The 24,983-nt window shown below is 42.2% G+C and carries 15 protein-coding genes and 1 tRNA gene; 6 read left to right on the top strand and 10 right to left on the bottom strand.

What is annotated here, in order from left to right:
* Positions 1-7 precede the first annotated feature (7 nt).
* From DW640_RS10195 to DW640_RS10180, 4 genes are all read right to left on the bottom strand, one after another.
* Positions 8-1,042, bottom strand: coding sequence for an endonuclease/exonuclease/phosphatase family protein (locus tag DW640_RS10195; RefSeq protein ID WP_022472124.1), 1,035 nt, complete (start codon positions 1,040-1,042; stop codon positions 8-10).
* Between the two features lie 11 nt (positions 1,043-1,053).
* Entirely contained in the window at positions 1,054-2,244 is a 1,191-nt protein-coding gene (locus DW640_RS10190) for a DNA/RNA non-specific endonuclease (protein WP_055229068.1), read from the bottom strand.
* Positions 2,245-2,320: 76 nt separating this feature from the next.
* On the bottom strand, positions 2,321-4,984 hold the full coding sequence (locus DW640_RS10185) for a DUF5689 domain-containing protein (protein WP_022472122.1): 2,664 nt from the start codon (positions 4,982-4,984) through the stop codon (positions 2,321-2,323).
* A gap of 483 nt (positions 4,985-5,467) precedes the next feature.
* Positions 5,468-5,947, bottom strand: coding sequence for a hypothetical protein (locus tag DW640_RS10180; RefSeq protein WP_055229069.1), 480 nt, complete (start codon positions 5,945-5,947; stop codon positions 5,468-5,470).
* A 1,696-nt stretch (positions 5,948-7,643) separates the two neighbouring features.
* Here DW640_RS10180 and DW640_RS10170 point away from each other — a divergent pair.
* Positions 7,644-10,208 carry an outer membrane beta-barrel family protein gene (locus DW640_RS10170; protein WP_055229071.1) on the top strand — a complete coding sequence of 855 codons (2,565 nt, stop codon included), beginning with the start codon at positions 7,644-7,646 and terminating at the stop codon, positions 10,206-10,208.
* 27 nt (positions 10,209-10,235) lie between these two features.
* On the opposite strand, the gene DW640_RS10165 is transcribed toward DW640_RS10170, so the two are convergent.
* The 4 genes from DW640_RS10165 to DW640_RS10150 all read right to left on the bottom strand — a co-directional run bounded on the left by DW640_RS10165 (position 10,236) and on the right by DW640_RS10150 (position 18,767).
* Positions 10,236-11,600 carry a glucoamylase family protein gene (locus DW640_RS10165; RefSeq protein ID WP_055229072.1) on the bottom strand — a complete coding sequence of 455 codons (1,365 nt, stop codon included), beginning with the start codon at positions 11,598-11,600 and terminating at the stop codon, positions 10,236-10,238.
* A gap of 122 nt (positions 11,601-11,722) precedes the next feature.
* Positions 11,723-14,038, bottom strand: a complete 2,316-nt coding sequence (bglX, locus tag DW640_RS10160; RefSeq protein ID WP_117578009.1) for a beta-glucosidase BglX — start codon at positions 14,036-14,038, stop codon at positions 11,723-11,725.
* Between the two features lie 30 nt (positions 14,039-14,068).
* Entirely contained in the window at positions 14,069-15,598 is a 1,530-nt protein-coding gene (locus tag DW640_RS10155; RefSeq protein WP_055229073.1) for a RagB/SusD family nutrient uptake outer membrane protein, read from the bottom strand.
* 103 nt (positions 15,599-15,701) lie between these two features.
* The gene (locus tag DW640_RS10150) at positions 15,702-18,767 is read right to left on the bottom strand and encodes a TonB-dependent receptor (protein ID WP_008767123.1); all 3,066 of its coding nucleotides are present in this window, start codon (positions 18,765-18,767) and stop codon (positions 15,702-15,704) included.
* Positions 18,768-18,965: 198 nt separating this feature from the next.
* On the opposite strand from DW640_RS10150, the gene DW640_RS10145 reads away from it, so the two are divergent.
* The 5 genes from DW640_RS10145 to DW640_RS10120 all read left to right on the top strand — a co-directional run bounded on the left by DW640_RS10145 (position 18,966) and on the right by DW640_RS10120 (position 23,642).
* Positions 18,966-20,591 (top strand): tetratricopeptide repeat protein, encoded by a 1,626-nt coding sequence (locus DW640_RS10145; protein WP_008767122.1) that lies wholly within the window; start codon positions 18,966-18,968, stop codon positions 20,589-20,591.
* Between the two features lie 151 nt (positions 20,592-20,742).
* On the top strand, positions 20,743-21,099 hold the full coding sequence (locus tag DW640_RS10140) for a DUF3244 domain-containing protein (protein ID WP_008762522.1): 357 nt from the start codon (positions 20,743-20,745) through the stop codon (positions 21,097-21,099).
* 194 nt (positions 21,100-21,293) lie between these two features.
* Positions 21,294-22,058, top strand: a complete 765-nt coding sequence (locus DW640_RS10135) for a hypothetical protein (RefSeq protein WP_008762523.1) — start codon at positions 21,294-21,296, stop codon at positions 22,056-22,058.
* 437 nt (positions 22,059-22,495) lie between these two features.
* A complete protein-coding gene (locus DW640_RS10125) occupies positions 22,496-23,143 on the top strand; it encodes a hypothetical protein (protein ID WP_008767120.1) in 648 nt (215 codons plus the stop codon).
* Between the two features lie 124 nt (positions 23,144-23,267).
* Positions 23,268-23,642 (top strand): hypothetical protein, encoded by a 375-nt coding sequence (locus tag DW640_RS10120; RefSeq protein ID WP_008767119.1) that lies wholly within the window; start codon positions 23,268-23,270, stop codon positions 23,640-23,642.
* Positions 23,643-23,882: 240 nt separating this feature from the next.
* Here DW640_RS10120 and DW640_RS10115 read toward each other — a convergent pair whose 3' ends face one another.
* Both DW640_RS10115 and DW640_RS10110 read right to left on the bottom strand, forming a co-directional pair.
* Positions 23,883-24,773, bottom strand: coding sequence for a PfkB family carbohydrate kinase (locus DW640_RS10115; RefSeq protein WP_008762527.1), 891 nt, complete (start codon positions 24,771-24,773; stop codon positions 23,883-23,885).
* Between the two features lie 64 nt (positions 24,774-24,837).
* Positions 24,838-24,919, bottom strand: a tRNA-Leu gene (locus tag DW640_RS10110).
* Positions 24,920-24,983 lie beyond the last annotated feature (64 nt).

The following is a 24,983-nucleotide window of genomic DNA, read 5'->3' as shown; positions in this document are numbered from 1 at the left end:
TATTTTTTTATTTACCTATATAGATATATACGGGGAAGTGGTCACTGTAACCTCCCTGGAAGTTATTACCTACGTATGTGCGCAATGGATATCCTTTGTATTGTCCTTCTTTCTGCACCATGTAAAGTTGCTTGAAGATATTTCCATAGAATTTAGATCCGGGAGCTTGCTGCAATTTCAGCTTTCCTGTCGATCCTTTTGCTAAATTCTCGGATACTACAATATTATCAAAGATATTCCAGGCATCTCCGTAGGCTAGTGTTCCGTATCCTGCTTTGAGCATGTCGGCATAAGGAGCGAAGAAGTCGCCTTCCTTCAAATCTTTCAGTTTGAATTTGGCTCCTAACCCTTGTGCTATACTTTTGTCGGTCGGATCATCATTGAAGTCTCCCATCATAACCACTTTCGTGTTAGGATTGGCCTTCATTACAGAGTCTGCAATACTGCGCATCTGTTCGCCTACAGCGATACGTTTAAATTCTGAAGCTTCTTTTCCTCCCAGGCGTGAAGGCCAGTGTGCTACCATAAAGAAGAAGGGTTCGTTTTCAATCGTTCCCCAAAGCGTCAGGATATCACGGGTCTTGAAGTCCGGAAGTGAAGGGATGACTGTTCTTACAGCTTTTTCTCCTTCTATTTTAAACACATCGGGACGATACAGAAAAGCAACGTCTACACCGCGGGCTTCAGGAGAGTCGAAATGTGAAATCCGATAGTTTGCCGGAGCCAGTTTGCGGGTTGCGATAATATCTTCCAGTACACTGCGGTTTTCTACTTCCGATACACCGATAATTACCGGATAATCCTTGTTGATAGCTGCAATATCGAAGAATACACGTTCTGTGTTAGCCAACTTCTTATTGTACTTGGCTGAGTTCCACTTCTTAGGACCTTCGGGAGTAAATTCATCATCGTGAACTTCCGGATCATTGATTGTATCGAAGAAGTTCTCAAGATTGTAAAATACAACCTTATACGGTTTCTGCGCAAAGCTGAACGATATCAGCAGCGCAAAGAGCGCGGTTACTAATAACAGTTTTTTCATAAGCTAGCTTATTAGTTAATCCCCCATTGAGTGGGATTATTTTGTTGTTTTACACTGTTGGATACTTGTGGAAAGAAGGTAAATCCTGTCATCTTTTCGATGTCTGCTACAGAAGTACAGATAGACTTAGGAGGTTCAATGTTTCCATATGATTTGTGATCTACCCAAAATCCGATTGATATCAGTTCACTGTCTGAACAATCTTTGATGTTCTTTCCTGTTTTTCCACTCTTCGTACGCAGAAGTACTTTAAAATAGTTTGTAGGAACCGGAACTGTATTCCTTGCTCCATCTGTAGTAGTGGTTGCACCTGCCCCAAAATATGCGCCGGTAACTACATACAAGGTATCAGAACAGTTATTTGCCCGAACTTTTGTTTCAAGTTTAGCCCACATATCCTGATTCAAACGATTAAGCTGTGGGGTCATATTGGACATATAGAAGGTTTGAGCATTCATTTCGTCTGTTCCTAGGCGATCGGCTGATGGAAGCTGATGACCACGGTCATAAGATCCTCCATAAGATCTTAATGTACAATCAGCCTGATAACTTTGAGGAATGATAGGGTCGAAGGCCCAACGGTCTGTACGTTCTCCTGAACCTTTGAGGTATGCGTTATGTATCGGATAGGCTACCCATAAAGCTGCTTTCTTTGTTTTATCAAAACAAATAGAATAATTACGTATTGTTTTATTATTTAAAAGAGCATAATGAGTTACATACTGATAATTAGCATTTTCCTTGAAATCAGGTACTTCAGCCCACAGTTTGAAAGCTGGCAAGTTCTGCTGTGATTCAGATAATTGTACTAAATCAAAGACTTTCGCCTCTTGGTCTGCAAACTGGAGTGAAACTTTTGCTACACGTTGTTCTTTACCTGTATTGCTATTATAATACACGTATAAAACATTGAGTCCGTCTTTTATTTCTCCGGATTTAGAGGATAAGGTCAGATCATTGCTACTGAAAGAACACCATGTTGTGCCCTCAGTGATTTCTGCATTCCATATTGTCCCAGGAGTACCTGTGATGATTATGGCAGACGATCCGGATGCTGATTTTACAGTGGAGGAAATTTTCCAGTAGGCATCACCTGTTTGTGACGAGCCTCCACCGTTGGAGTCATCGTTGCTACATGCTGTCATTAATAAAATGAGCACTGATAGCAATAATGATGTATAGTATTTGGTAAATGATATCATTTTAAGATATATATTTAGAGACAAGTAACTCTTGGCAAGTATTACCTGCCAAGAGTTTACTAATTTCTATCAGATTTTAATATAATTGGAATCCACACATTACACCTCGAGCTTTGGCTCCATTCCCATCAAAATTAGCATCAGTTGCAATTGTGATTGTTGACTCAGGTGTTAAGTCTGTAAGGTTAAAAGTGTAATAGTCTGAATCAGTAAAGGTTACAATGAATGTTCCAGTTCCTGCTACACCAGTATTTGGCTCTGCTGTAATATTATCATCACCTGACACACTACCACCTCCATTAACTTTTATATAAACAGTCATTGTCTCTTTATTCCATGCGCTAGCATAGAAAGACAATTTTTTGTTGCCACTGATTCCTAAAGCTCCTGTTGTAAATGTTCCACTTTTTTTGCTGGTACCCAATTTCAGTCCTTCAATAGTAGTTTCATTAATAGATAAATCTTGAGAGTAGGCATTTGTTTTATCAGAACCTTGAGCGAATAAGAAGGGTGTCATGGAAGTATAAGTTCCTTTTGTATCACTTCCTCCTTTTGCTGAAACTTTTATAGGCACAGTAACACTATTGCCATTAGTAATGCTGATGGTGAGGTCTTGCTTAACATCATCACTGCTTTCGTTAGCATTTGATGTAACTATTACTTTCCCATTTTCGAGTTTTGCAGATAAAATACCGCTTAATTGGCTTATTGCAAGTGTATTACTGCCTTGATTAACAGTCGTTACTTCAATTGTTTGACTTCCACCTATAGAAGAAAAACTAACAGAAGATGGATCAACCGATACAATCATTGGTTTATTGGAAGCGAATCCGCTCACGTCTTCAAGATTACGAGGTGCCAATTGTCCTGCACTTTGGTAGATGGAAGCAATACCCGTCATTGATGCTGTTGTTGCTGCATATGGCTGATTATCGAACGGAGTTGCGTTCTTGTTTATATTGACAGTGAATGATGTCCCTGCAACATTGAATGTATGATTTTTGCCAGCACCAGCATCTTTCCACACTCCTCCTGTTGCAATATTGACATTTTCAACTGTAACAGGCATACATACAAATGCTGCTAGTTGAGATAAAGTGACTTTTACAGGTGTTACGGCATTGTTTGCAGAAATAACCTCAATATTATCTGCACTGAATCCTTCAACTTGAGGTACATCATAACGTTTATATATTTTGGCTACATCTTTTTGTAATGTTACTTTAATCTCTTGACCTAATGCATACTGAGTTACATCTATTTGGTTGTTATATAAAGAAAGTGCATTACCCGCTGTGGTAGCTCCTTTGGTCATCAGATAAAGAGTACCATAAGAGTAGTTCTTGCCTGCAGGATCACCACAAATAATACCTTGAATTACATAGTTTTCATCTACAGCTGTGGAAGTACTTGTCATTTTTGTTACTAAGTCTGCTATAGAAATAGGAGTTGCAGTAGACTCGGTAGCAACAAATGTTTTAGGCTCACCGTAAATAGTACTAGATGCAGTTGTTGCATAAGCACGGAATGCATATTGATTGTCTTTAGTCAGATTAGTAACAGCTACTGTCCAAGGATTTTCTTTTACCGATGCGGCTGTTTTAGTTGCTTTTGTCCAATCAATATCTGTTACAGTTCCAGTACTGAATTCAATATACTGTACACCAACTTCGGTGGCTTCAGAAATTTCAATATTAGCAACTGAACCACCTAATGTTGCAGTAGTAGCTGTGATGGCTTTTGCATCTGTGGTTGTTACTTTAGGTTCTCCTGCTGTTCCAAAATCAATTTCAGTACCACCAGCACCTGTTGCCAAAGTGATATCATCTAAACGAATAGCTGAAGCATCTAAAGCTGTGAATCTGATATATAGGTTTTCTGGAACTTGTTTTAATGTGAAGTTTGCTGTTGCAAAAACCCAATAAGGATAATCGGCATCGCCATTATTCTTAGTATATGTAATTGGTACCCAAGCCGTACCATCAGCACTTAATGCAACTTCAAATTTGGAAACATCGAAGGTGTTGTCGTATGTTCCGTTATTGTTCACAGAACGGCTGGCTCCAAATGTCAATTGCAGATTCTTTTGTTCGGAAGTAAGCGTGATCGTATTAACATTGAAGTTTGTAGGAGTTTTGCCGAAAAATACAACGTTAGGTCCTGATGCACCTGCATAAGCATCTGTATTTGCTAATCCACTATTACGGACTGAAGCATTTACGCCTGTATAAGTAACGGATTCTGAACCGACCCCTGTTTTATTCCATCCTTCGTATTTATCAACAAAAGGCCAATTCGTTTTATCAAGCTCAATTGTACCAACATTGTCGTTGTAGATTACTACAGATGGCTCTACGCTTCCACTGCTAATCTTAACAGTCTCTGACATCAACACACCCACTTTATTTGAAATCTCAATAACAACGCTGGCTTCATCATTAACGTTTTCCGGAATGCTAACCTGAATAGTAGCAGAACCTTCACCTTCATATTTTGATAGAGTAACCCATGATTTGTCATCCTTTACTGTAGCTTTCCAACTACGGTTGGTTGAAATGTCAAAAGAAGCTTGGCTTCCGTTGGCTGGTTGACCGTCTAAGCCGAAAATCAAGGTTGTAGGCGAAACTTCGAGGTATGGAGCCTCGGTATCATCATTGTCGTCAACGCAACTTACGAAAGCTGTGCTAACCATTACAAGCATAAGCCCGTAGAATAACTTCAGAAAGTTCAAATTTCTCATTTTGTTGCTTTGTTAATTAATTAATAAAATTTTTGTGAATCATTTATCATTTTGTTCTCTCTCGATAATAATAGTTTAGCAAAGTTATTTTTTTCTATGAAACGTACAAAGTTTCTAACGTCTTTTTCATATTACAACTGTGTTAAATTTTAGTGACTTAAGAACCGGCAATGAGGTGATTTTCGACATTGACGAATAGATTGATTCTTTTTATCTTCAATATATAACATTGTGAAAGAATTTAGAGATGTTTGTTACTTTTTTGAAAGATTTGCATTATGCCTTTATTGGACTTGGCCTTGTTGGCAATTGCACTGTTTACGGAGTATTAATAGAAATATTTTTGAATGGACATCATTTATAATTTGATAGATAGAATCTTAATGGTATAAATTTATTTTAATATTTGGATGCTGAAATACCGTATTGGGAATGAATGCGTCTTTTTACTTTCATCTTGATGGTGGAATCTTATTGTATAAACTATTTATTTCTTCTTTTGTGCTTTGATTGCAGAATGTTTTGTGATGGCCTTGTTGCTCTGATCTTCATCCACAATTTTTCCCACCATCCACTTTCAGCTTTACTTAGCATATCAGAGGTTATCGTGATTATCTTTTCTCTTAACTTGTTCTGTTCGGTTGCCATCGCATACTGCCTTTCCAGCACTGAAATTCTACGCTTTTTGTATTGAAGGTCTTTTTCTTGTAGCTCAATGACTTCCATATACAGTTTACACACTTCAGACTGATTGATACAGAGTTGTTCTAGTGTGCGGATATATCCTGTTGTGGGAAGATTCTTGCGCAGGTATATAAATCTCTGAAGGCTCTTTTCGTCTATGATAAGAGTAGTTTCAGTGAAATATGCGGTGATTGCTTCCATTTCTGCCCACAAACAGATGTCTTCTTCTTTGACTCCGTACTTGTGCGCCGCTTCGTCTATGCTAATCCATTTCGGCATAGTGTTTCTTTGTTTATGCGTTTAACAAAAAAGAGCGAATAACTCTTGCCAAGCATGGTGCAACAAGCATCCCTGCATTTTGCTTTCTAGTCGGAGGGTTATGGGGTATGGGGATTATGTAAGGGAACCGACCGGATACAAAAGAGGCATGGATGCTGTTGAACCATTATCTGTACTCGAGGCCTAGCAAACCCTTGCAAAAGACAATGATAACAACAGACATCCACGCCAATCGTTTATATATAACACATCTCTTACTGATATGTTGATATACAGCCATTCACGTGGAGTATCTGTTGTATCATCTCTCTTTGCGTGAAATTGCTAGTTTCGAGTACGAGAGACAATACATTATTAATACTCCTATTTAAAGGAATAAAAACCACTACCCGCTTATTACATCTCGCTGATGTGCAGAAAGTGTACAGCAAAGATATATGTTTTTTCGGAATAAAGTGGGAGAATGGGAATAAATAAAAGAAGTCTGGTATTTAGAATGTTTTTTTGTGTTTAGGCGATGTTATTTCAAGGTGTTGTTTGCCATTAATATCACTTAGCACATTTATCTCCTTCGTAAAGCAACGCTTTGTATCTTCAAAAGCTATGCTTTATGGTTGCTAAAGCATTGCTTTAAATAACCATACAGCAGATGTTACGAGTGTCGCCTTCACCTTCACTTTTTCCTCTCAACCTTTTATTTATCAGTGATCTCGGGTGAAGGGACGGCTATTCACCTAGTGAGTGGAGAAAACATTGTAAGTGTTTGAAATAAACTATCAATGGTTTGAAACAAACATTGGGAAGAAAAAAATAATCTATTAGCATCTTTTTATTAGGTTATAGCTAATACGAATATCATTATAGCAAAAACAAATTAGCTTATAGCAAAGTGAACGATGTCTTTATGATTACATATGAAAATTGGGTGAAGGATCGGTGAAGGGCGATATGCTTCACCCGTTATCACTTATGAATAAAAGGTTTCGAAGAAAAGGTGAAGGCTACCCTTCTATTTGAAAATTTATAGTATGGCGTATAAAAGCATCTGGCTTTGATGGGAAGGGGGCGTTTCAGCGCAAGAATTTCTGACATTATACAACTCATACCTCATACAAGTTACTTGGTATATGGTTGATGCAAGCTCAAGAGAAGGGAAATCAAGGTGATGCCTGCATGGAAGTGGATGTGCAATAAAATGAAAAACGATTCTCTGATATATCAGGAATTACTTGATATTAATGGCAAATAAAATATGGGTTCTAAATATAATACCTTTTAGTGTACAACTTAATCTCTTTTAGTGAATGAATTAATTCGTCTGCCTATAGGCAAAGTTGCGTTTGCCTATAGGCAACCTTTCGTCCGGCTATAGGCGGACGAAAAGATGCCTATAGCCGGACGAATTAATTTATGAATGTGGTGACGTTATTTTCTACAGAGAAAACCTTTATTCAATTATGCCGTTGTTCTTAAGATTTTGAAAATGTATTTATAATGTGCAGCCAAGAAAGAGCTCTGCCATTTTATGGCGTAGAAATCAGTTTCTCTTTTCGTATAATCTTTTTTATCTCTTCTTTTACGATTCTTAACTCCGAAGATTTCGTAACCATAAAGAAACCATCTACTTTTACCCCGTATTTGTAAGAAATTGAAAGAAACTTCGTCTAATAAACTAAAAACTAAAACGATTCCAAACATGAAACACAGATTGTTGCTACTATTACTATTCGTGTTCACCGCAGTGATGACAGGTTGGGCACAAAACTCCGCTACGCCGTCCTATACTGTCAAAGGGGTACTTTTGGATTCACTGACTCAGGATGGAGAACCATACGCTACTATTAAGATTACTAAAAAAGGAGCACCGGACAAGGCTGTCAAGATGGCGGTGACGGGTGCCAATGGTAGGTTTCAGGAGAAACTGAATGTAGGTGCGGGAGATTACGTCATTACTATTTCTTCGATAGGCAAGGCGCCCGTCACGAAAGAGTTCACTTTGAAACCATCGGTTAGAGTCATTGATTTGGGGACAATGCTCTCCGCTGAGGCTAATAATGAATTGAAAGGAGTGGAAGTCGTGGCGCAAAAGCCTTTGGTCAAGGTGGATGTAGACAAGATTGAGTATAATATTGAGGATGACCCCGACTCGAAATCGAACAGTATATTGGAGATGCTTCGAAAAGTGCCTTTAGTGACAGTGGACGGAGAAGACAACATACAGGTGAATGGTAGCAGCAGCTTTAAAATACACGTCAACGGGAAGCCCAACAATATGATGAGCAACAACCCGAAAGAGGTGTTGAAGAGTATGCCCGCCAATTCCATTAAATATATCGAGGTGATAACATCGCCCGGAGCTAAATATGACGCTGAAGGAGTGGGAGGTATTTTGAATATCGTAACAGTAGGCGGTGGATTCGAAGGATATACGGCAACATTCCGGGCAAATGCCAGCAACTACGGTGCCGGTGCCGGCGGCTACGCAATGGTGAAGCAGGGGAAAATGACTGTCTCTGCCAATTACAACTTTAATTACAATGACCGGCCCCGTGGATATTCGGACAGCTACCGTGAGAACTATGAGTCGGATACGGAAAAATATCTTGAATCAAATAGCAGTTCCAAGTCGAAAGGCAACTTCCAGTATGGAAACCTGGAAGGCAGTTATGAGATCGACACCTTAAGGCTGCTGACGGTGGCTTTTGGAATGTATGGCAGCAATAGTAAAAATTATGGCGATGGATTTACCACCATGTATGGTGCTAACCATGAGGACATAGCCTACAGCTACCGGACCGGCAATCATGGAGATGGCTCCTGGTATTCCATCAATGGAAACATCGACTATCAGCGCACGTCCAGAAAGAACAAGCAGCGGATGATCACCTTCTCCTATAAGATCAATACGCAGCCTCAGACAAGCAAATCTAATACTGGCTATGAAGATATTCACGCCAAAGAAGAGGAGGTGGACGACCTTGTGAAACGGTTGCTGTTGAAAAACAGCCAGTCGGATGGCAAAACGAATACCATGGAACAGACCTTCCAAGTGGACTATACGACTCCGATAGGCGAGTTGCATACCGTGGAGGCAGGTGCGAAATATATCTTCCGCCGCAATACCAGTGACAACAAACTATATGAAGCAGCCGGAGGAAGTGACGATTATTTATATAACGAAGACCGCAGTAGCGACTATCGTCATTTGAATCATATTTTAGCCGCTTATCTCGGATATACATTGAAATATAAGGATTTCACCTTCAAGCCGGGAGTGCGCTATGAACAGACTGTGCAGCGGGTGAAATATATCGTTGGACCGGGTGAGAATTTTCACACGAACTTCAGCGATCTGGTGCCATCCGTTTCTCTTGGCATGAAGCTCGGCAAGACTCAAAACATGCGTGTCGGTTATAATATGCGTATCTGGCGTCCGGGCATCTGGAATCTGAATCCTTATTTTAATAATCTGAATCCGATGTTTATCACCCAAGGTAACTCGAACCTGAAAAGTGAAAAAAGCCATGCGTTCGACTTGTCTTATAGCAATTTTAGTGCGAAGTTCAATATCAATGTGTCGCTGCGCCATTCTTTCAACAATAACAGTATTGAGAATATAAGCCGGTTGATTACGGCGCCCGAAGGGGAGATGTTTGATAATGATCCTACACACATAGCACCGGAAGGAGCTTTGTACAGCACTTATGCCAATATAGGAAAGAGCCGGAACACAGGAATGAGCTTGTATCTGAACTGGAACGCGTCTCCTAAAACGCGCCTGTACGTCAATGGCCGTGGAAACTACAGCGACTTGAAAAGTGAAGCGCAGGGATTGCACAATTATGGATGGAACGGTTCTTTCTATGGTGGCGTCCAGCATACTCTTCCGTTGAAAATACGGTTAAGTCTGAATGGTGGTGGTAGTACTCCTTATATTAATCTACAGGGAAAAGGTTCCGGCTATTATTATTATAGTTTGGGTGCGAGCCGTTCTTTCCTGAAAGATGAGCGTTTGAGCCTGAATGTGTATTGCAGTAATATATTTGAGAAATACAGAAGCTATAACAATCATACGGAAGGCGTAAACTTCCTGTCGAAGAGCAGCAGTAAGTGGCCGAGTCGTAGCTTTGGAGTCAGCATCAGCTACCGGATTGGTGAACTGAAAGCTAGTGTGAAGAAAGCTGCCCGAAGCATCAATAATGACGATGTGAAAGGTGGTGGCGGCGAAGGTGGGAATACAGGTGGAGGAGGTGGTCAGTAGACCACTTCCACGCACGCTGTGATTTCTTTATTTCTGCCTTACATCCTGCTTATTGGTATTGAAACCTAACTTGGTAAGTCCTGCCTGTACATCGGGATGACTCATGAAGAGTTTCCATAACAGCCCTGTCCGGTAATTCTCGATCATGACTGCAATTGGTCCCTGGTCGATGGCAAGGTAACGTTGCGGATACCAGTTGTCTGTTTCGCTGAAAGCATCGTAGAATCCGAAAGGACCGAAGACTTTGTCCCCCATATTATACAGGTGGCGCATCACTTGCATCGAATATTCCGGTGTATAGACGATGGATGAAAGGGCGGCGGTGGGAGAGATAACCCCTTTGTCATCTTGTTCATTCGGTGAATGAGCAGCGTATCCATCGACGGAATAGCTGGCAGTCAGTCCCCAGCAGTCCGGTCCGAAACCTTTGTAGTGTTTGGGGTTGCGGATGCAGTAAGCACGGTTCACTAATGTCAGATTGCGCATTTCGTGGAAGTAGCTGGGACAGTATTCGTCTTTCAGACCGACGGGGTCGAGTCCGAGGAAGGAGTATTGTGCCCAGAAAAGCGGTCCGGCTTCCGTGCCCTGATAGCGGAGATGCAGTTCGATGCCTTCCACTTTATGCGGGGAGACGATAGCTCCGTTCTGCGCCCAGCCATCGTGATAGACGGCTGCCGGTACTCCGTGGGTAGGAGAGGCTGCGGCGAGGATATACATAATCATACATTCGTTGTACCCATGTATGGGGAAGTCCATTTCCCAGCCATAGGTGGGGCTCCAGTGCCAGTATAGCACATTTTGGTCACCGTTGCGATACCAGTTCCAGTCAACGTCTTTCCATATTTGGTCAATGCGTGCTGCCAGTGCTTTTTCTTTCTCATTACCGTTGATGTAATACTGGTGTACGGCGAGCAGTCCTTGCATCAGGAAGGCAGTTTCTACCAAGTCACCTCCGTTATCCTTCTGTCCGAAAGGTTTCACCTTTCCTGTATCGCCATACCACCAGTGCGGATATGCTCCGTGAAAACGGTCCGCTTTTTCGAGGAAGGAGACGATGCGCTCCATTCGTGCCAGACCTTCTTCGCGGGTGACGTAACCCCGGTCTATTCCGGCAAGGATAGCCATGATGCCGAAGCCGCTGCCGCCGGAAGTGACTACGTTGGCATCATTCTGCGGATATACCCCGTCTACATGATACCGTTCGGGGGCAAGTCCGCTGTTGGGCTCGGCACCTTCCCAAAAGTAGAGAAAGGTGCGGCGCTGAACGGTGTCCATCAAGGCGTCGTCCGTGAGCTCAGAACTGGCGGTGGCTGGTCCGCCGGTCTTGTTTTTGCAGGCTCCCGCTGTCAGTATCAGGCAGAGGAGCGAAATATAGAGAGATAGTTTTTTCATTGATTGTGGATTTAAATGAGAGAATAAAATTTAGGCACGGATTACACGGATTTCACGGTTTTAAGAGATTTCGCAGTTAAAGACCGTGTGAATCCGTGTAATCCATGCCTATTGTACGATTTTTATTTTAGCGTGAATCGTGCGGATTTCACGTCCCGGCTGTTTGTCCCGATCATTACTTCAAATTCACCCGGTTCTGCTACTAGTTGCAGGTCGTAGTTGTAATATCTCAGCATTTCCGGTGCAATCTTGAACCGTACAATTTCCGACTGTCCCGGTTCAAGGAATATCTTCTGGAAGCCTTTCAGCTCTTTCACCGGACGGGTAGTGCTGCCGACGAGGTCACGGATATAGAGTTGTACTACTTCCGATCCCGGCCATGTGCCAGTATTGGTGACCATTACTGCTGCCGTCAGTTCTCCCGTCATGTCGATGGTAGAACGGCTCAGGTCGATATCACCGTAAGAGAAGGTAGTATAAGACAGTCCGTATCCGAACGGGTAAAGCGGCTCATTGTCCACATCCAGATAATTGCTGCGGAACTTTTCGAACCACTTGCCTTGTGCTAGCGGGCGTCCCGTATTCTTATGTGCATAATACAGTGGAATCTGACCGACATTCTTCGGGAAACTCATTGTCAGTTTTCCACCCGGATTGACATATCCGAAGAGTGCGTCGCCGATGGCATAAGCAGCTTCGCTGCCTCCGAACCATACGTTCAGAATGGCGGGTACGTGTTCCTGCTCCCAAGTCAGCGTCAGCGGGCGACCTGTGAATAATACCAGTACGACAGGTTTTCCGGTTTTAAGCAACTCCTTCAGCAGGTTTTGCTGTACATCCGGAATGTTCAGGTCTGTACGGCTGCTGCTTTCTCCGCTCATCTCGGAAGATTCTCCGAGAGCCGCAATGATGATATCCGACTGGTTGGCTACCGTCAATGCTTCGTTCAACAATTGCTCGTCTGTCCGGTTGTCACGGTTCAGCGAACGTCCGAACATCGTGGCGCGTTCTTCGTAAGAGGCGTCGCTGATCAGATTGCTCCCTTTGGCATATAGGATGTTTGCTTTTCCGGCAGTCATCTCTTTCAGTCCTTCTACCAGTGACGGACATCGGTCGAGTACGGCAGCTACGCTCCATGTACCCGGCATGTTTGTCCGGCTGTCGGCTAACGGACCTATCACGGCGATGTTACCTTTCGGGTTAAAAGGAAGAAGAGGTTCGGAAGGAGTTCCCGGACGCAGGGTCACGTTGTCATTCTTTAAAAGAACAAAGCTTTCTGCGGCAATTCTGCGGGCAGCGTCTCGGTGCGCTTTCGTAAAGATATCACGTGCCGGACGTTTTAAGTCGCAGTACTTGTAGGGATTGTCAAACAATCCCAGTTTATATTTTGCTTCCAGGATACGGCGGCAGGCAGTATTCAGTGTTTCCATAGAAACTTTGCCTTCCTGAATGGATTTCTTGAGTGTGCTGACAAAGCCTTCGCTCACCATATCCATGTCTACTCCGGCATTGATGGCACGTGCGGAAACCGTTTGCAGGTCGCCGATACCGTGGTCGATCATTTCGGAGATTCCGGTATAGTCGGTTACCACAAATCCGTTGAACCCCCACTGACCACGCAGTACATCCGTCATCAGCCACTTGTTGGCGGTAGCGGGCACACCATCTACTTCGTTGAACGAAGCCATTACACTACCTACACCGGCTTCTACAGCCGCTTCGTAAGGCAGCATATATTCATTGAACATCCGCTGGCGGCTCATGTCTACCGTATTGTAGTCACGTCCGCCTTCTCCTGCGCCATACAGTGCAAAGTGTTTTACGCATGCCATAATTTCGTCATTCCGTTGCATGTTCTTTCCCTGATAACCGAGTACCATCGCTTCGGCAATCATGGCTCCAAGGAAGGGATCTTCACCGCTGCCTTCGGAAACACGTCCCCAACGAGGGTCGCGTGAGATGTCCACCATCGGGCTGAATGTCCATGAGATACCGTCGGCACTGGCTTCTATGGCTGCGATACGTGCCGATTCTTCTATGGCGGTCATATCCCAGGTGCAGGATAATCCCAGCGGGATAGGGAACATGGTTTCGTATCCGTGAATGACATCCATACCGAATAGCAAGGGGATGCCCAGACGGGATTGTTCTACCGCCTGTTTCTGCACATCGCGTATTTTTTCTACTCCTTTCAGATTGAACAAGCCTCCTACTTCGCCCCGTTTGATTTTGGCGGCGATGTCGCTGCTTTTGGCTTGTCCCGTAGTGATTTCTCCGGTGACAGGTAGGTTCAACTGACCTATCTTTTCTTCCACCGTCATCTTTTTCATCAATGCGTCGATGAAGCGGTCCATGTCTTGTGGCGACTTCTGCGCTGCCGCACTCAGGAAGCCGGCAGCGAGCAGCAGAAGTGAAAAAAATATTTTCTTATTTATCATATCGTTCTATCAGTTTGATTTGAATATTAATTAATAATCCGGATTCTGTACCAGTACTCCTTTGGACTTGTCAATTTCTGACTGAGGCAAAGGCAATAATGCGTTCTTATCCTGGTAGTTTACTTTCCCGGCAGCGTGCAATACTTCCGAGGCGATCCCCCAACGTACAAGATCGTAGAAACGGTCGGGCTCCAGCCCGAGTTCCACGCGGCGTTCGTGGCGGATGGCTTCCCGCAATTCTCCCTGATCGTTGGTCGTTATTTTGGGCAGTATATTCGTATTGGTGCCTCTGGCACGTGCACGTACCATTTCCAGATAATCCACCGCTTCTCCGGGGATATTCTTTTCGTTGGCAGCTTCGGCAGCCATCAATACTACATCCGAATACCGGATCAGGCGGATATTCACCCAAAAGCCTTTGTTGGTGTATTCCTTACGCAGTGCGGGGTCGGTATAAGCTTTTTTGTTGAAGTAAGCTCCCATAGCCGGAGAGACGGGGGATTCACCATAAGGTTCGTTGGTGTTTTCCGGGGTGATCGGTTCATCGTCCGTTTTGCGGAAGTAGAGCAGGGTGGCGTTTTTACGCGGGTCACCTGTCTCGTAGGCGTCTGCCATCAACTGGGTTGCCATGTGCCATCCCCAGCCTAAGTCCCACTGACCGGCTCCGCGAACGCCTTGCACTTCGCAGAATTGGCTGCCGATAACGTCACTCTGTGGAAGGGCGGCAGTGGCGGTACATTGCAGTTCGAATATAGAACCGCCGCTGTTCTCTCCGTCGTCGGTGAATATTTCGTTATACGGAGTTTTCAGATTATATAAACCTTTGTTGATAACGTCTGTAGAGGCTTTGTACATGTTGTCCCAGTCACTGCGCATCATATAGGTGCGGGCATGAAGTGAACGGGCAGCTCCCCAAGTCAGGCGTCCGGTATATTCGGTGCTCCATGTTTCGGGCAATGACTCTTCCGCAGTTTTCAGGTCGGTATCGATCTGCTCGTAGATTTTATCGGCGGTAGTCTTCGGGATGTTGGCTTCCGAGGCATCGTTGATCTTGTAAGTCACCAAAGGTACTTCGCCAAAAGCTCTCACTAGATTGAAGTAACAATAAGCACGGAAGAAAGAAGCTTCCCCTTTGTTGATGATATCTTCGGTTTCTGTTTGTCCGGCAGTCTCTTTCTCGGCAATGGCGTCGAGGATATCATTACACTGGTAGATGATGGCGTAATTCTTTCCCCAGTATGAACCTAGCAAACCGTTGGTCGGGGTGTATAAGAAGTCATCGTACATTTCGGCTACATCCGATCCGTCACTCGGGATACTTCCTTTCTCGGAGTCTTCGGAGCGTAGATAATGGATAGCAATGGCGGGAGTACCGGCGGTGATGTCGAAACTACGCATCATGGTATAGACATTGTAGATTTTACCGTTGACCAGCGCATTGGGATTATCGTCTTCGGTGAATTGTCCCTGCGGACTCCGGTCCAGAAAGTCGCTGCAACTGCTTATCAGCAGAGTGGAGGCGGCAATAAAGGTGGAAAAAAGATATTTATTTAGTTTCATACAATTATAGATTTGATTCATTAAAGTTATATTGCGCATGGAAACCTGGCTGTGGCACCTTGTCACCCGCATGGAAACTTGGGTGTGGTACCTTGCCACGCCACTAGAAGGTCAGGTTGATGCCGAAGGTGTAGACAGCAGGTACGGGGTAGCTGCCGTCGTCTACTCCGAAGGTGGTGGCGCTACCTCCCAGTTCCGGTGTGTAGCCGGTGTTGTGCTTCCATGTCTTCAGGTTCTGTATGTTGACATAGACTTTCAGTGCCTGCAAGCGTATTTTAGCAAGGAGGGCCTTGTCGAACGAGTAAGCAAGTTGCACGTTACGGATACGGAAGAAGCTGCCGTCTTCGATATAATACTCCGAATTCAGGTTGTTGATAGAATGTTTGGAGTTCAGCAACGGCTGGCTGTTGGAGGTACCTTCTCCGTGCCAGCGGTCCATGCGCTGTGACAGATAGTTGAACTGTGCAAAGTTATAATTGTCCCAGGTACGGAAAATTTCGTTACCGTGCTGTCCCATCATATCGATGCCCAATGACCAGTTCTTGTAGTTTACTCCGAGAGAAAGACCATAGGTGAAATCCGGTGTCGGGTTACCTATCATTGTACGGTCTTCCGGGGTAATCTTACCGTCTCTGTTCACGTCGGCGAATTTCAGGTCACCGGGAGTGACTGTGGCAAGGGTATTTTCGGGTGATGCATCGATGTCGGCTTGCGACTGGTATACGCCTGCCACCTTGTAACCGTAGAAGAAACCGATAGGATAGCCCGCCATCGTGTAACTCTGCTGTTTGTCTCCGGCGATAATGGAGTATCCGTCCTGAACGAGGCTCTTCACCTTATTCTTGATGGTGGTCAGGTTGGCGCTGACAGAGTATCCCCAGTCACCGATCTGGTCACGCCAGCTGGCTGCCATTTCAACACCCATGTTTTCGATTTCTCCCAAGTTGCCGATGCCGGGTACTGTTCCGGAGATACCGGGCACTTCGGCAAGCAAGTCTTTGGTCCTTTTCTTATAATATACTCCTTCGAAGTGCAGACGGTTGCGCAGCACGTTCGTTTCGAAACCTGCTTCCCAAGCTTCTACTTTTTCCCAACGCAGATTGGGATTGGGCAGATAGGAGAGCTGGTAACCGGGATAGATAATGGACGGCTTGCCGAAAACAGCCGAGTAAGCATTTGACAACAGCGGTTCGGCGGGATAGGCCCTGTCCAGATTCTGATTGCCTAATGTACCGTAAGATGCTTTGATTTTCAACATATCGAGCCATTTGATATCCTTCATGAACTCTTCTTCGGTCATCAACCAACCGCCGCCTAGTGAGAAGAAGTTCTGCCACTCATTGCCGGTGTATGAGAAGGCGGAAGAACCATCGCGACGGAACGAACCGTTGAACAGGTATTTTCCTTTGTAGTTGTAGATCACACGTGCCAGCATGGATACCGTAGTCCGTTCCCATTGGGTACTTCCGTTGGTAGCTGTTGCGGCATCACCGATGCTGACAAACCATTTGTCCGGATCGTCAGGAATCACCAGACCGACACCTTGCTTGCGTGCTCCGTCCAGTCGGCTCAGTGAATTGTAATACGTCGTAAAGCCGGCTGTAGCGGTCAGGTTATGATTGCCGTGATCAAAACTATTGGTGTAAGTCAATAGATAGTCACTCTGCACTTTCGTTTCATTTTCCTTGAACTGGCTGACTTCTGTCTTGCCGGTTCCCAATGTAACTACATCTCCTGCGGCAGTATCGTCATACACCTTCATGACAGGCAAATATGTCCGTCCGTTGTTGGAAGCATAGTCCATGGAGAACATCGCTTTGAAGTTGAAATGTTTCAGGAAGTCCACTTCGCCATAGATATTACCCGATGCCCGGTAGTTTTCGGCTTTGGTCGTATTGGCTTTCAGATCGACGTCTACCATCGGATTGTTGATCTGTGCTTTTTGAAATTCGGGCAGAACACTGTATAAGCCATATTCCTTATTATATACCGGTGCGATAGGGGCAGCACGAAGAGCGCCGAGCACCTGTTTGGAGTCTGCCGGAAGCGTGCGTGCTCCGTTGAACTGGAAACCGACTTTCAGAAAGTCCGTGATCTTATAGTCATTACTTGCATTGATGGTCACTTTACTGAACTTCTCATGCTTGATGTTTCCCTGTTCGTGAGAGTAACCTACGCCCAGATAGAAACTGTGTTTCGGCGAAGCTCCGGTAATACTGATATTATTGTTGGTGATGAATGCAGTCTGGAAAATCTCATCCTGCCAGTTGGTGTTCGCGTTCCAGCCGCTGAAGTCGAACGGAGTGTCCTTCTGATTGGCAAGCTGTTCGCTGTATAGCTCCTGAAATTGCGGACCGTTGACCAAATCAACCTTATCTACTACTTTCTTGAAACCGAAAGAGGTATTAATGTTAACCAGTGTCTGTCCTTCTTTGGCTTTCTTGGTGGTGATGATGATGACACCATTCGCACCGCGAACACCGAAGATAGCCAGTGATGACGGGTCTTTCAGGATCTCCATAGATTCGATGTCCTCCGGATTAAGGAAGTTGATATTGTCATTGAATAGTCCGTCTACCACGTACAACGGTTTGTAGCCATTGATGGAGTTTGTACCACGGATACGGATTTCGGGGTCGGCACCGGCACGTCCGGAGTTTACGATTTGTACACCTGCCACTTTTCCTTGTAAGGAAGATAATGGGTTCGTTGCAGGTTTGTTGGCAATTTCTTCTCCTTTGACGTTGGTAATAGAACCTGTCAAGTCTCTTTTCTTCGCGCTACCGTATCCGATAACGACTGTCTCGGCTAGTACCTGCGAATCTTCTTTCAGGGTGACGTTGATCACATTCTGTGCTCCTACCTTGACACTCTGTGTAGTCATTCCTACATAGGAGAATACCAGTACGTCTTCTGGGGTGACAGAGATTGAATACTTACCGTCCATATCGGTGATGGTTCCGGTGGAAGTTCCTTGTACGAGCACCGATGCACCGATCAGCGGTTCATTGGCGGCATCTGTTACCGTACCGGTCACTGTCTTTGTTTGTGCAAAGGCGGATACGGAGGTCAGCAACAAGCAAGTGAGCGCCACTATGCTCTTAAACCTGATGGTTTTCTTCTGAAGATCTTGTAAAAGTCTAGTCCTCATTGCATTAAATTTTTCCATTCGTTACTATTTAGGTTGAAGTTTATTCTGCCGTCTTCCGGCGAAAGTAACAAAGTGAACAAATGAAAGGCAAAAAAGATTAGGGAAAGAGAGAGAAAGGGCAATTTTAACATTGTAATTATGATGTGTGAAAAAATTATTTGTCTTTTTGTTGCTTGTTTGTTTTATTCTATTTACATTTGTAAAACGAAACGAACTATGAAGCTACTTCTTTCTTATATTATAGGGTTGTTCCTGATTTTGTCTCTCTCTGCTTGTCATGATGGAGGTAATGCAACTACTCTTTTACATCAGGCAGACTCACTGATGCAAGAGTTCCCCGATAGTGCCCTGTCTCTCCTCGAATCCATTTCTCATCCTGAAAAGTTATCCGGCTCTGAAAGAGCTGATTATGCTATATTTTTGACACGGGCAAGGACTAAGTTGTATGTTCATGAGTCAAGTGATTCATTGATTCGGTTTGCAGTAGATTATTATAAAAGAAGTTGGAATAATGAGCGTAAGATGCAAGCCTATTATTATCGGGGTTGTGTGTATCGAGACATGCGGTGTATGGATTTGGCGGTAAAAGATTTCTTGCAAGCATTAAAGGTAATTCCTAAAGAGAGCGAGTATCTTTATTTGGGGGCCATTTATGAGAATCTGGCGGGATGTTATGCGGAACAAAATCTTTATAAGGATGCTATGCACGCCCATCATAAAGCGCATGAAATTTATATTAAGCAAAAGAAAGATGATGGTCTATTTTATGCTGTTAGAGGGATAGGGTATGTTTTTATGCTTCAACATCAATTGGATAGTGCTTTGGTCTATTATCAAAAAGCATTGGATGTTGCAGAGAATATAGGGGAAGATTATTATAAATCTATAATATTGAGTGAATTGGGAATTTTGCATAATGAAAAAGGGGAATTTCAAAAGGCTAACCAATATCTTTCTGCATCTATATCTTCTGCACCAACTGGTACTAATTTATTTTCTGAATATCTTCGAAAAGGTTGTATCTTACGTAATATCCATCAAATGGACTCTGCACGGTATTATTTGAATTTGAGTAAATCTTCTCCTTATATATTTAACCGTGGAGGAAGTTATGGAGAATTATATAAATTGGAGAAAGAAGAGAAAAATTATCCAGCAGCTATAGCGGCAGCTGATTCTTTTATTTATTATCTAGATTCAATTTATGATACAACAAAGGCAGCTGAGATAACTCGTTTGGCTGATCAATATGAAATCGAATTTTATCAGCAAAAAATTGCGGGAAGATATAAAATTGAGGTCTTATCACTTTTGCTGTTATTTATTATTGGAGGAGCGATTTCTCTTTGGATTGATAAACGTCGAAAAAAGAAGTATCTTGAGTTACAAAATCAATTAATGAAGAGTCGTACAGATATTCTATCTGGGGACTTTGAGGATCAGGGTAATGCTGAATCTGATTTTATGAGGATGTTGGAGCCGAGTTTAGAACTTTGTCTTCAGTTGTTTCGAAGGACAGAAACCCATGAGAAACTTCTTTCTTTGGAGAAAAAGATGGGCGTTGCTACCTCTTTGAGTATTCATGAAGGACAGATGATTTGTGAAAGCATTTATGAAACTTTTGGCGACATTATGCTTAAATTGAAAATTCAATATGCTGATTTAACTAAAGAAGACTTGCTCCATTGCGTATTTCTCTTATTGGGTTGCTCCAAAGAAACAATCTTATTATGTACACGTGCTTCTGAAGGAGCATTTAAAAGTCGGAAAAGTCGCATGAAGATTAAGTTAGGAGAAGAATTCTTTGAATGGATGACTATACGCCAATATCTTGTCTCATAGGTGTTTATGTTGGATTGTGACATTCCTGTAACTTTTCTGTAACTTGCAGTCGAGATCCATAGTTATCTTGTAACTTTATTGTGACCAGGCATCTGAATTTATTTAAATCTTATCCCTTACATTTGTATCATAACCAATAAAAATAAGTATTATGAAAGCAAAACTATTATTATTACTTTGTTGCTTATTTGCGATTGAAGGATGGGCAAATTCAAATGATATTCATTTACTAAAAGATAGCCGCTCTAATCCTATGGGAATACCTATTCAACCTACTTATGAGAAATGTGCTATTCTCTCTAATATTCTTAATGTAAGCTTCGGTAGAGCAAAAGATTATGCTATCATTACTGTAACGAATAAAGCTACAGGTGAAATTGTACATTCCAAAACTTATCACAACACTAGCATTGTCATGATTGATATGTCTTCTTGTGAAAAAGGAGAATATACTATTCATATAATTTTGAATGATTGTTTGTTGGAAGGTACATTTACTGTACAGTGAAACTGAACTGAATAAGGTAATGGATAAATGTACTTTTAGTCTTAGTGACAAGAAGTAACTTTTTGTGTTCCTTTTCTGTATAGTCGATATTTCTAATTGTAAAATATTAAGTTAGAGGAAGGAGGTAATTTCCTTTGGGATCTGTTATTTATTATTGTTGTAACGTATTTATCAACCTTTAAATTCAATCGGTTATGAAAGCAATTTTTTTTATGTTTTTATTATGTTGTATTTGCTGCTTATCATGTTCGGATGAGCAAAATACTCTTTCAGAAGAACAGAATGTTATTGAGAATAAGACTTTTGAAAAAGTGAGTAGTTTAGAATTGAAACAACAACTACTGGATTACTTGAATAATTCGGTAAAAACAAGAACTACTTTTAATAATGCTGAAATGAATTACGATTTAGGTATGCAAGAAATTTTGCGTCCACAAATCCAAACCTTTGGGGAGGAAATGATAGTTGTACGAAGTAAAATGGATGCTAATAATATAATGGCATTTTATAAAGAGAATGGTGTTATTGAAAACTGTCTTATAATTGAATGTGCACAAAATGCTGAAGATGCACTTGAAGAAACTATGTTCACATGTTATGATAGTAACAATATTCCTATTTTTAAAGCAATGGTTAATAAAAGAAATAATACATGTAATGTTCTTGAAATATATGATGGACTTGACGATCTGACAGCCCGTGGTGGAAATTGGGGGTGCAATGTATCTCTTGGCTTGGCTGGTGCTTTATGGTCAACCGCTTTTGGAATGGTTACGGCTGGTGCGGGATTTGTTGTGGCGGTTGGTTGGTGTGTGTTACAAACTTGGCTATGTAGCTCCCGTGTAGTCTCTCGCCCTCCAACGGAAATACAAATAGATACAATAGAATTTAAGCCGATGGAAAGAGATGATGATAGTATAGCGAGAGACACAATAGGTAAACTATTGCCCCTGCGTTGATAATTATTTAATATGTACAGTAAATGAGAAATAATATCAAATTAGCATTGTTTTATATTTTAATATTAGGTCTGTTCTCCATTCTTTTATGTACAGAAAATAGTATTTGGTTTTCTGCTTCTATTGCAATGATTTGTACATCAACGGGAGTTTGCATAGGACAACTTATTAAGAAAAGAAAACGATTTCATGCTAGTACTGACAAATTATGGGTTCTATCAGGACTGTTTTTATTATCTATCATAATTTCATTATGCATTTATTTCTTTTTTGATAATAACCCCAATAAAGTGACATATATTTTACTGATGAATCTAGTTCTAGCTTTAGGTTCTATATTGTATATCTATATCACTAGAGAAAAAATATAAAATAATTAGTCGTATGAATTGATAATTAGAATATTTCAATTCATACGACTTTTCAAATATAGTATTATGAGAAAACTTATTTTATTTTTCCTATTTGTGTTTTCTGTTACAGTAGGATTTGCACAGAGTTTTTCCGGAGATAAACTGTTTATTTCGGTAGATGGTGGAAAAGGTGTATTGTTCGGTAAGTCAAACTTGTCACCTTTTGGTGTTAATTATCGTGGGGAATATAATGGAGGCTTGACGTGTAATGTGAAGACACTCTATCGAATTGATAAATTTTGGGTTGCCGGATTAAAGTTTAATCTCTCCGGTACTTCTGCCAATTATACACTTGATGATGAAACGAATGTAGCTGACAATGTAGAACTTTGGTATTTAGGACCGCAACTTGGATTCAAAATTCCAATAACCGAAAGAACTTTAATTAGTTGCGTATTGGGAGCCGGATATCTACATTATCGGGATGAAGGTCGAAGTAATAGTGAATTTAAATGTACTTCCGGTGCATTGGCCGGGAATATGGACTTTCTGGTAGAATATAAATTGACAGACCACCTTGCGGTAAACGGAGGCTTTTCTGTTTTAAGTGGAGACTTTAAGAAGATTGAAATGACAGCCGATGAGAAAAAGGAAACACTACGTCCAAACAAATTGGATAGACTCTATATGAGACGTCTTGATTTTCAGTTAGGACTAGTTTTCTGCTATTGAACATCTTAGGTCAAAAGATTAGCTGGATAGAGTGAACCTTGAAAGATATTTATTACTTTTGAGGTAAAGCTTGGTTTAGCTGAAAGGTATACGAACAGTCTGAATAATAAATAAAAATAGAACAATGAAATTCATGAAAAAAAATAGGCCAGATGTGATGATTATTATACTGCTTATTCTTTGGGGAATATATGAGATATTCGTAGTACCCTTTGAATATGATACTTTGGTATCTATTTTTGTTGGCTTTAATTTGGTGTATCTTTTTCCTTGGTGCTGTAAAGAAACAAGTGCTGAATATTTAAAGATAAGAAATGCTGCCTTACAATATGCTTTCACATTAATCATTGCAGTACTTTGTGCTTTAAAGATTGTCGGAGTTCTGTGTGAACGTATGTTTGATGTTGATGGTCTGAAAATGATATTTATTGGCGTCTTCTTTCAAAGTGTCTATTTCCTGATTGTTAAATTTAAACGTTCGAAGATACATGAAAGGTAATATTAAATTGGCATTATTCTTTGTTCTATTATTGGGACTCTTTACCATTCTTTTATGTACGGAAAGTAGTCGTTGGTTCTCGGCTTCCATTGCAATGATTTTCACAATGAGTGGTGTTTTTCTAGGGCAACTTATTAAGAACAGGAGAAAAAAGTAGTTAATAAACAGAGCGCTGTTTCATCCTTTTTCAAGATAAAACAGCGCTCTGCTTATTGATATTAACGCCTGTATGGCTCTCTTTTAGTACATCTGCTCCGCAGTCTCCATACATCGAATAACATCTTCCTTATTTCCACAGAAAGGACCGGATTTCTCGATCTTCAGCGTAGACATGGCGGCAGCAAACCGACCTGCTTCTTCGATGCTCGCACCCGATACCCGTTGATACAAATATCCGATAGTATAAGTATCTCCACAGCCGGTTGCATCTACTACTTGTCCGGGTTTATAAGCCGGAATGCGATAAAAATCCGTACCGTCGTAAATGAGAGACCCCATACTTCCTAAAGTGACTAATACTTCTTTCACTCCCCATTCGTGCAGTTTACGTGCGGCCTCATGCGGATCGGAAAGTCCTGTGAGCACTTCCATTTCGTGCTCATTTACTTTAAGGAAATGAATATATTGCAGAGCTTCCCGCTTGTCAGTCCAGTCTACCGGGTATACGTGCGTATCACGTACTTCACGCAGGTATCCTTGCGAATCGACAGCTATCAATCCTTTCCGGGATAACTCCTTAATCACTTCTAAAGAAAAATCATCTGCTAACAGCGAACCAAGATGATAAATTTCCGCCTCTATCTCCTGAAGCTGGGAAGCGGTGAAAGGATCGGCTTTAGCCAACACACGTTGTGTACGGTCATCCGGATTTTCTCCATAGATGTTCTCGAAGTATACAGAGTGCTGGCTGGGTAATGCGGTTACGCTGATGCCTATCCCGCGCAGCTGGTCTACTACTTTCATTTCCGTAGCGCCGACTGCTGTCACTAATGCATAATCTATGTCATTGAAATGGCGGATAGCGTGTGAACAATAGAAAGCTGTGCCTCCAGGCATATAGACTGTGCTTTGAGGAGTGACTACCTTATCCAAAGTGATATGGCCGATGCAGCAAAGTTGATGTTTCTTCATATATGTAATCAATTAAAAAGCCCCCAAGATATTTCTTGAAGGCTTTCTAGTTTATATAAATGTGTGCGGATGATAGGACTCGAACCTACACGCCTCACGGCACCAGATCCTAAGTCTGGCGCGGCTACCAATTACGCCACATCCGCATGCGTCGCTTTTTGTTTAGCGGTGCAAAGATAGGAAGATTTTCTGATTTGACAAATAATTAGG

It is taken from the genome of Bacteroides sp. AM23-12 (genome assembly GCF_003434395.1).
GTDB classification, from domain to species: domain Bacteria; phylum Bacteroidota; class Bacteroidia; order Bacteroidales; family Bacteroidaceae; genus Bacteroides; species Bacteroides thetaiotaomicron.
The sequence above is the reverse complement of the archived record's forward strand: the minus strand, read 5'-3'. Positions and strand labels throughout refer to the sequence as shown.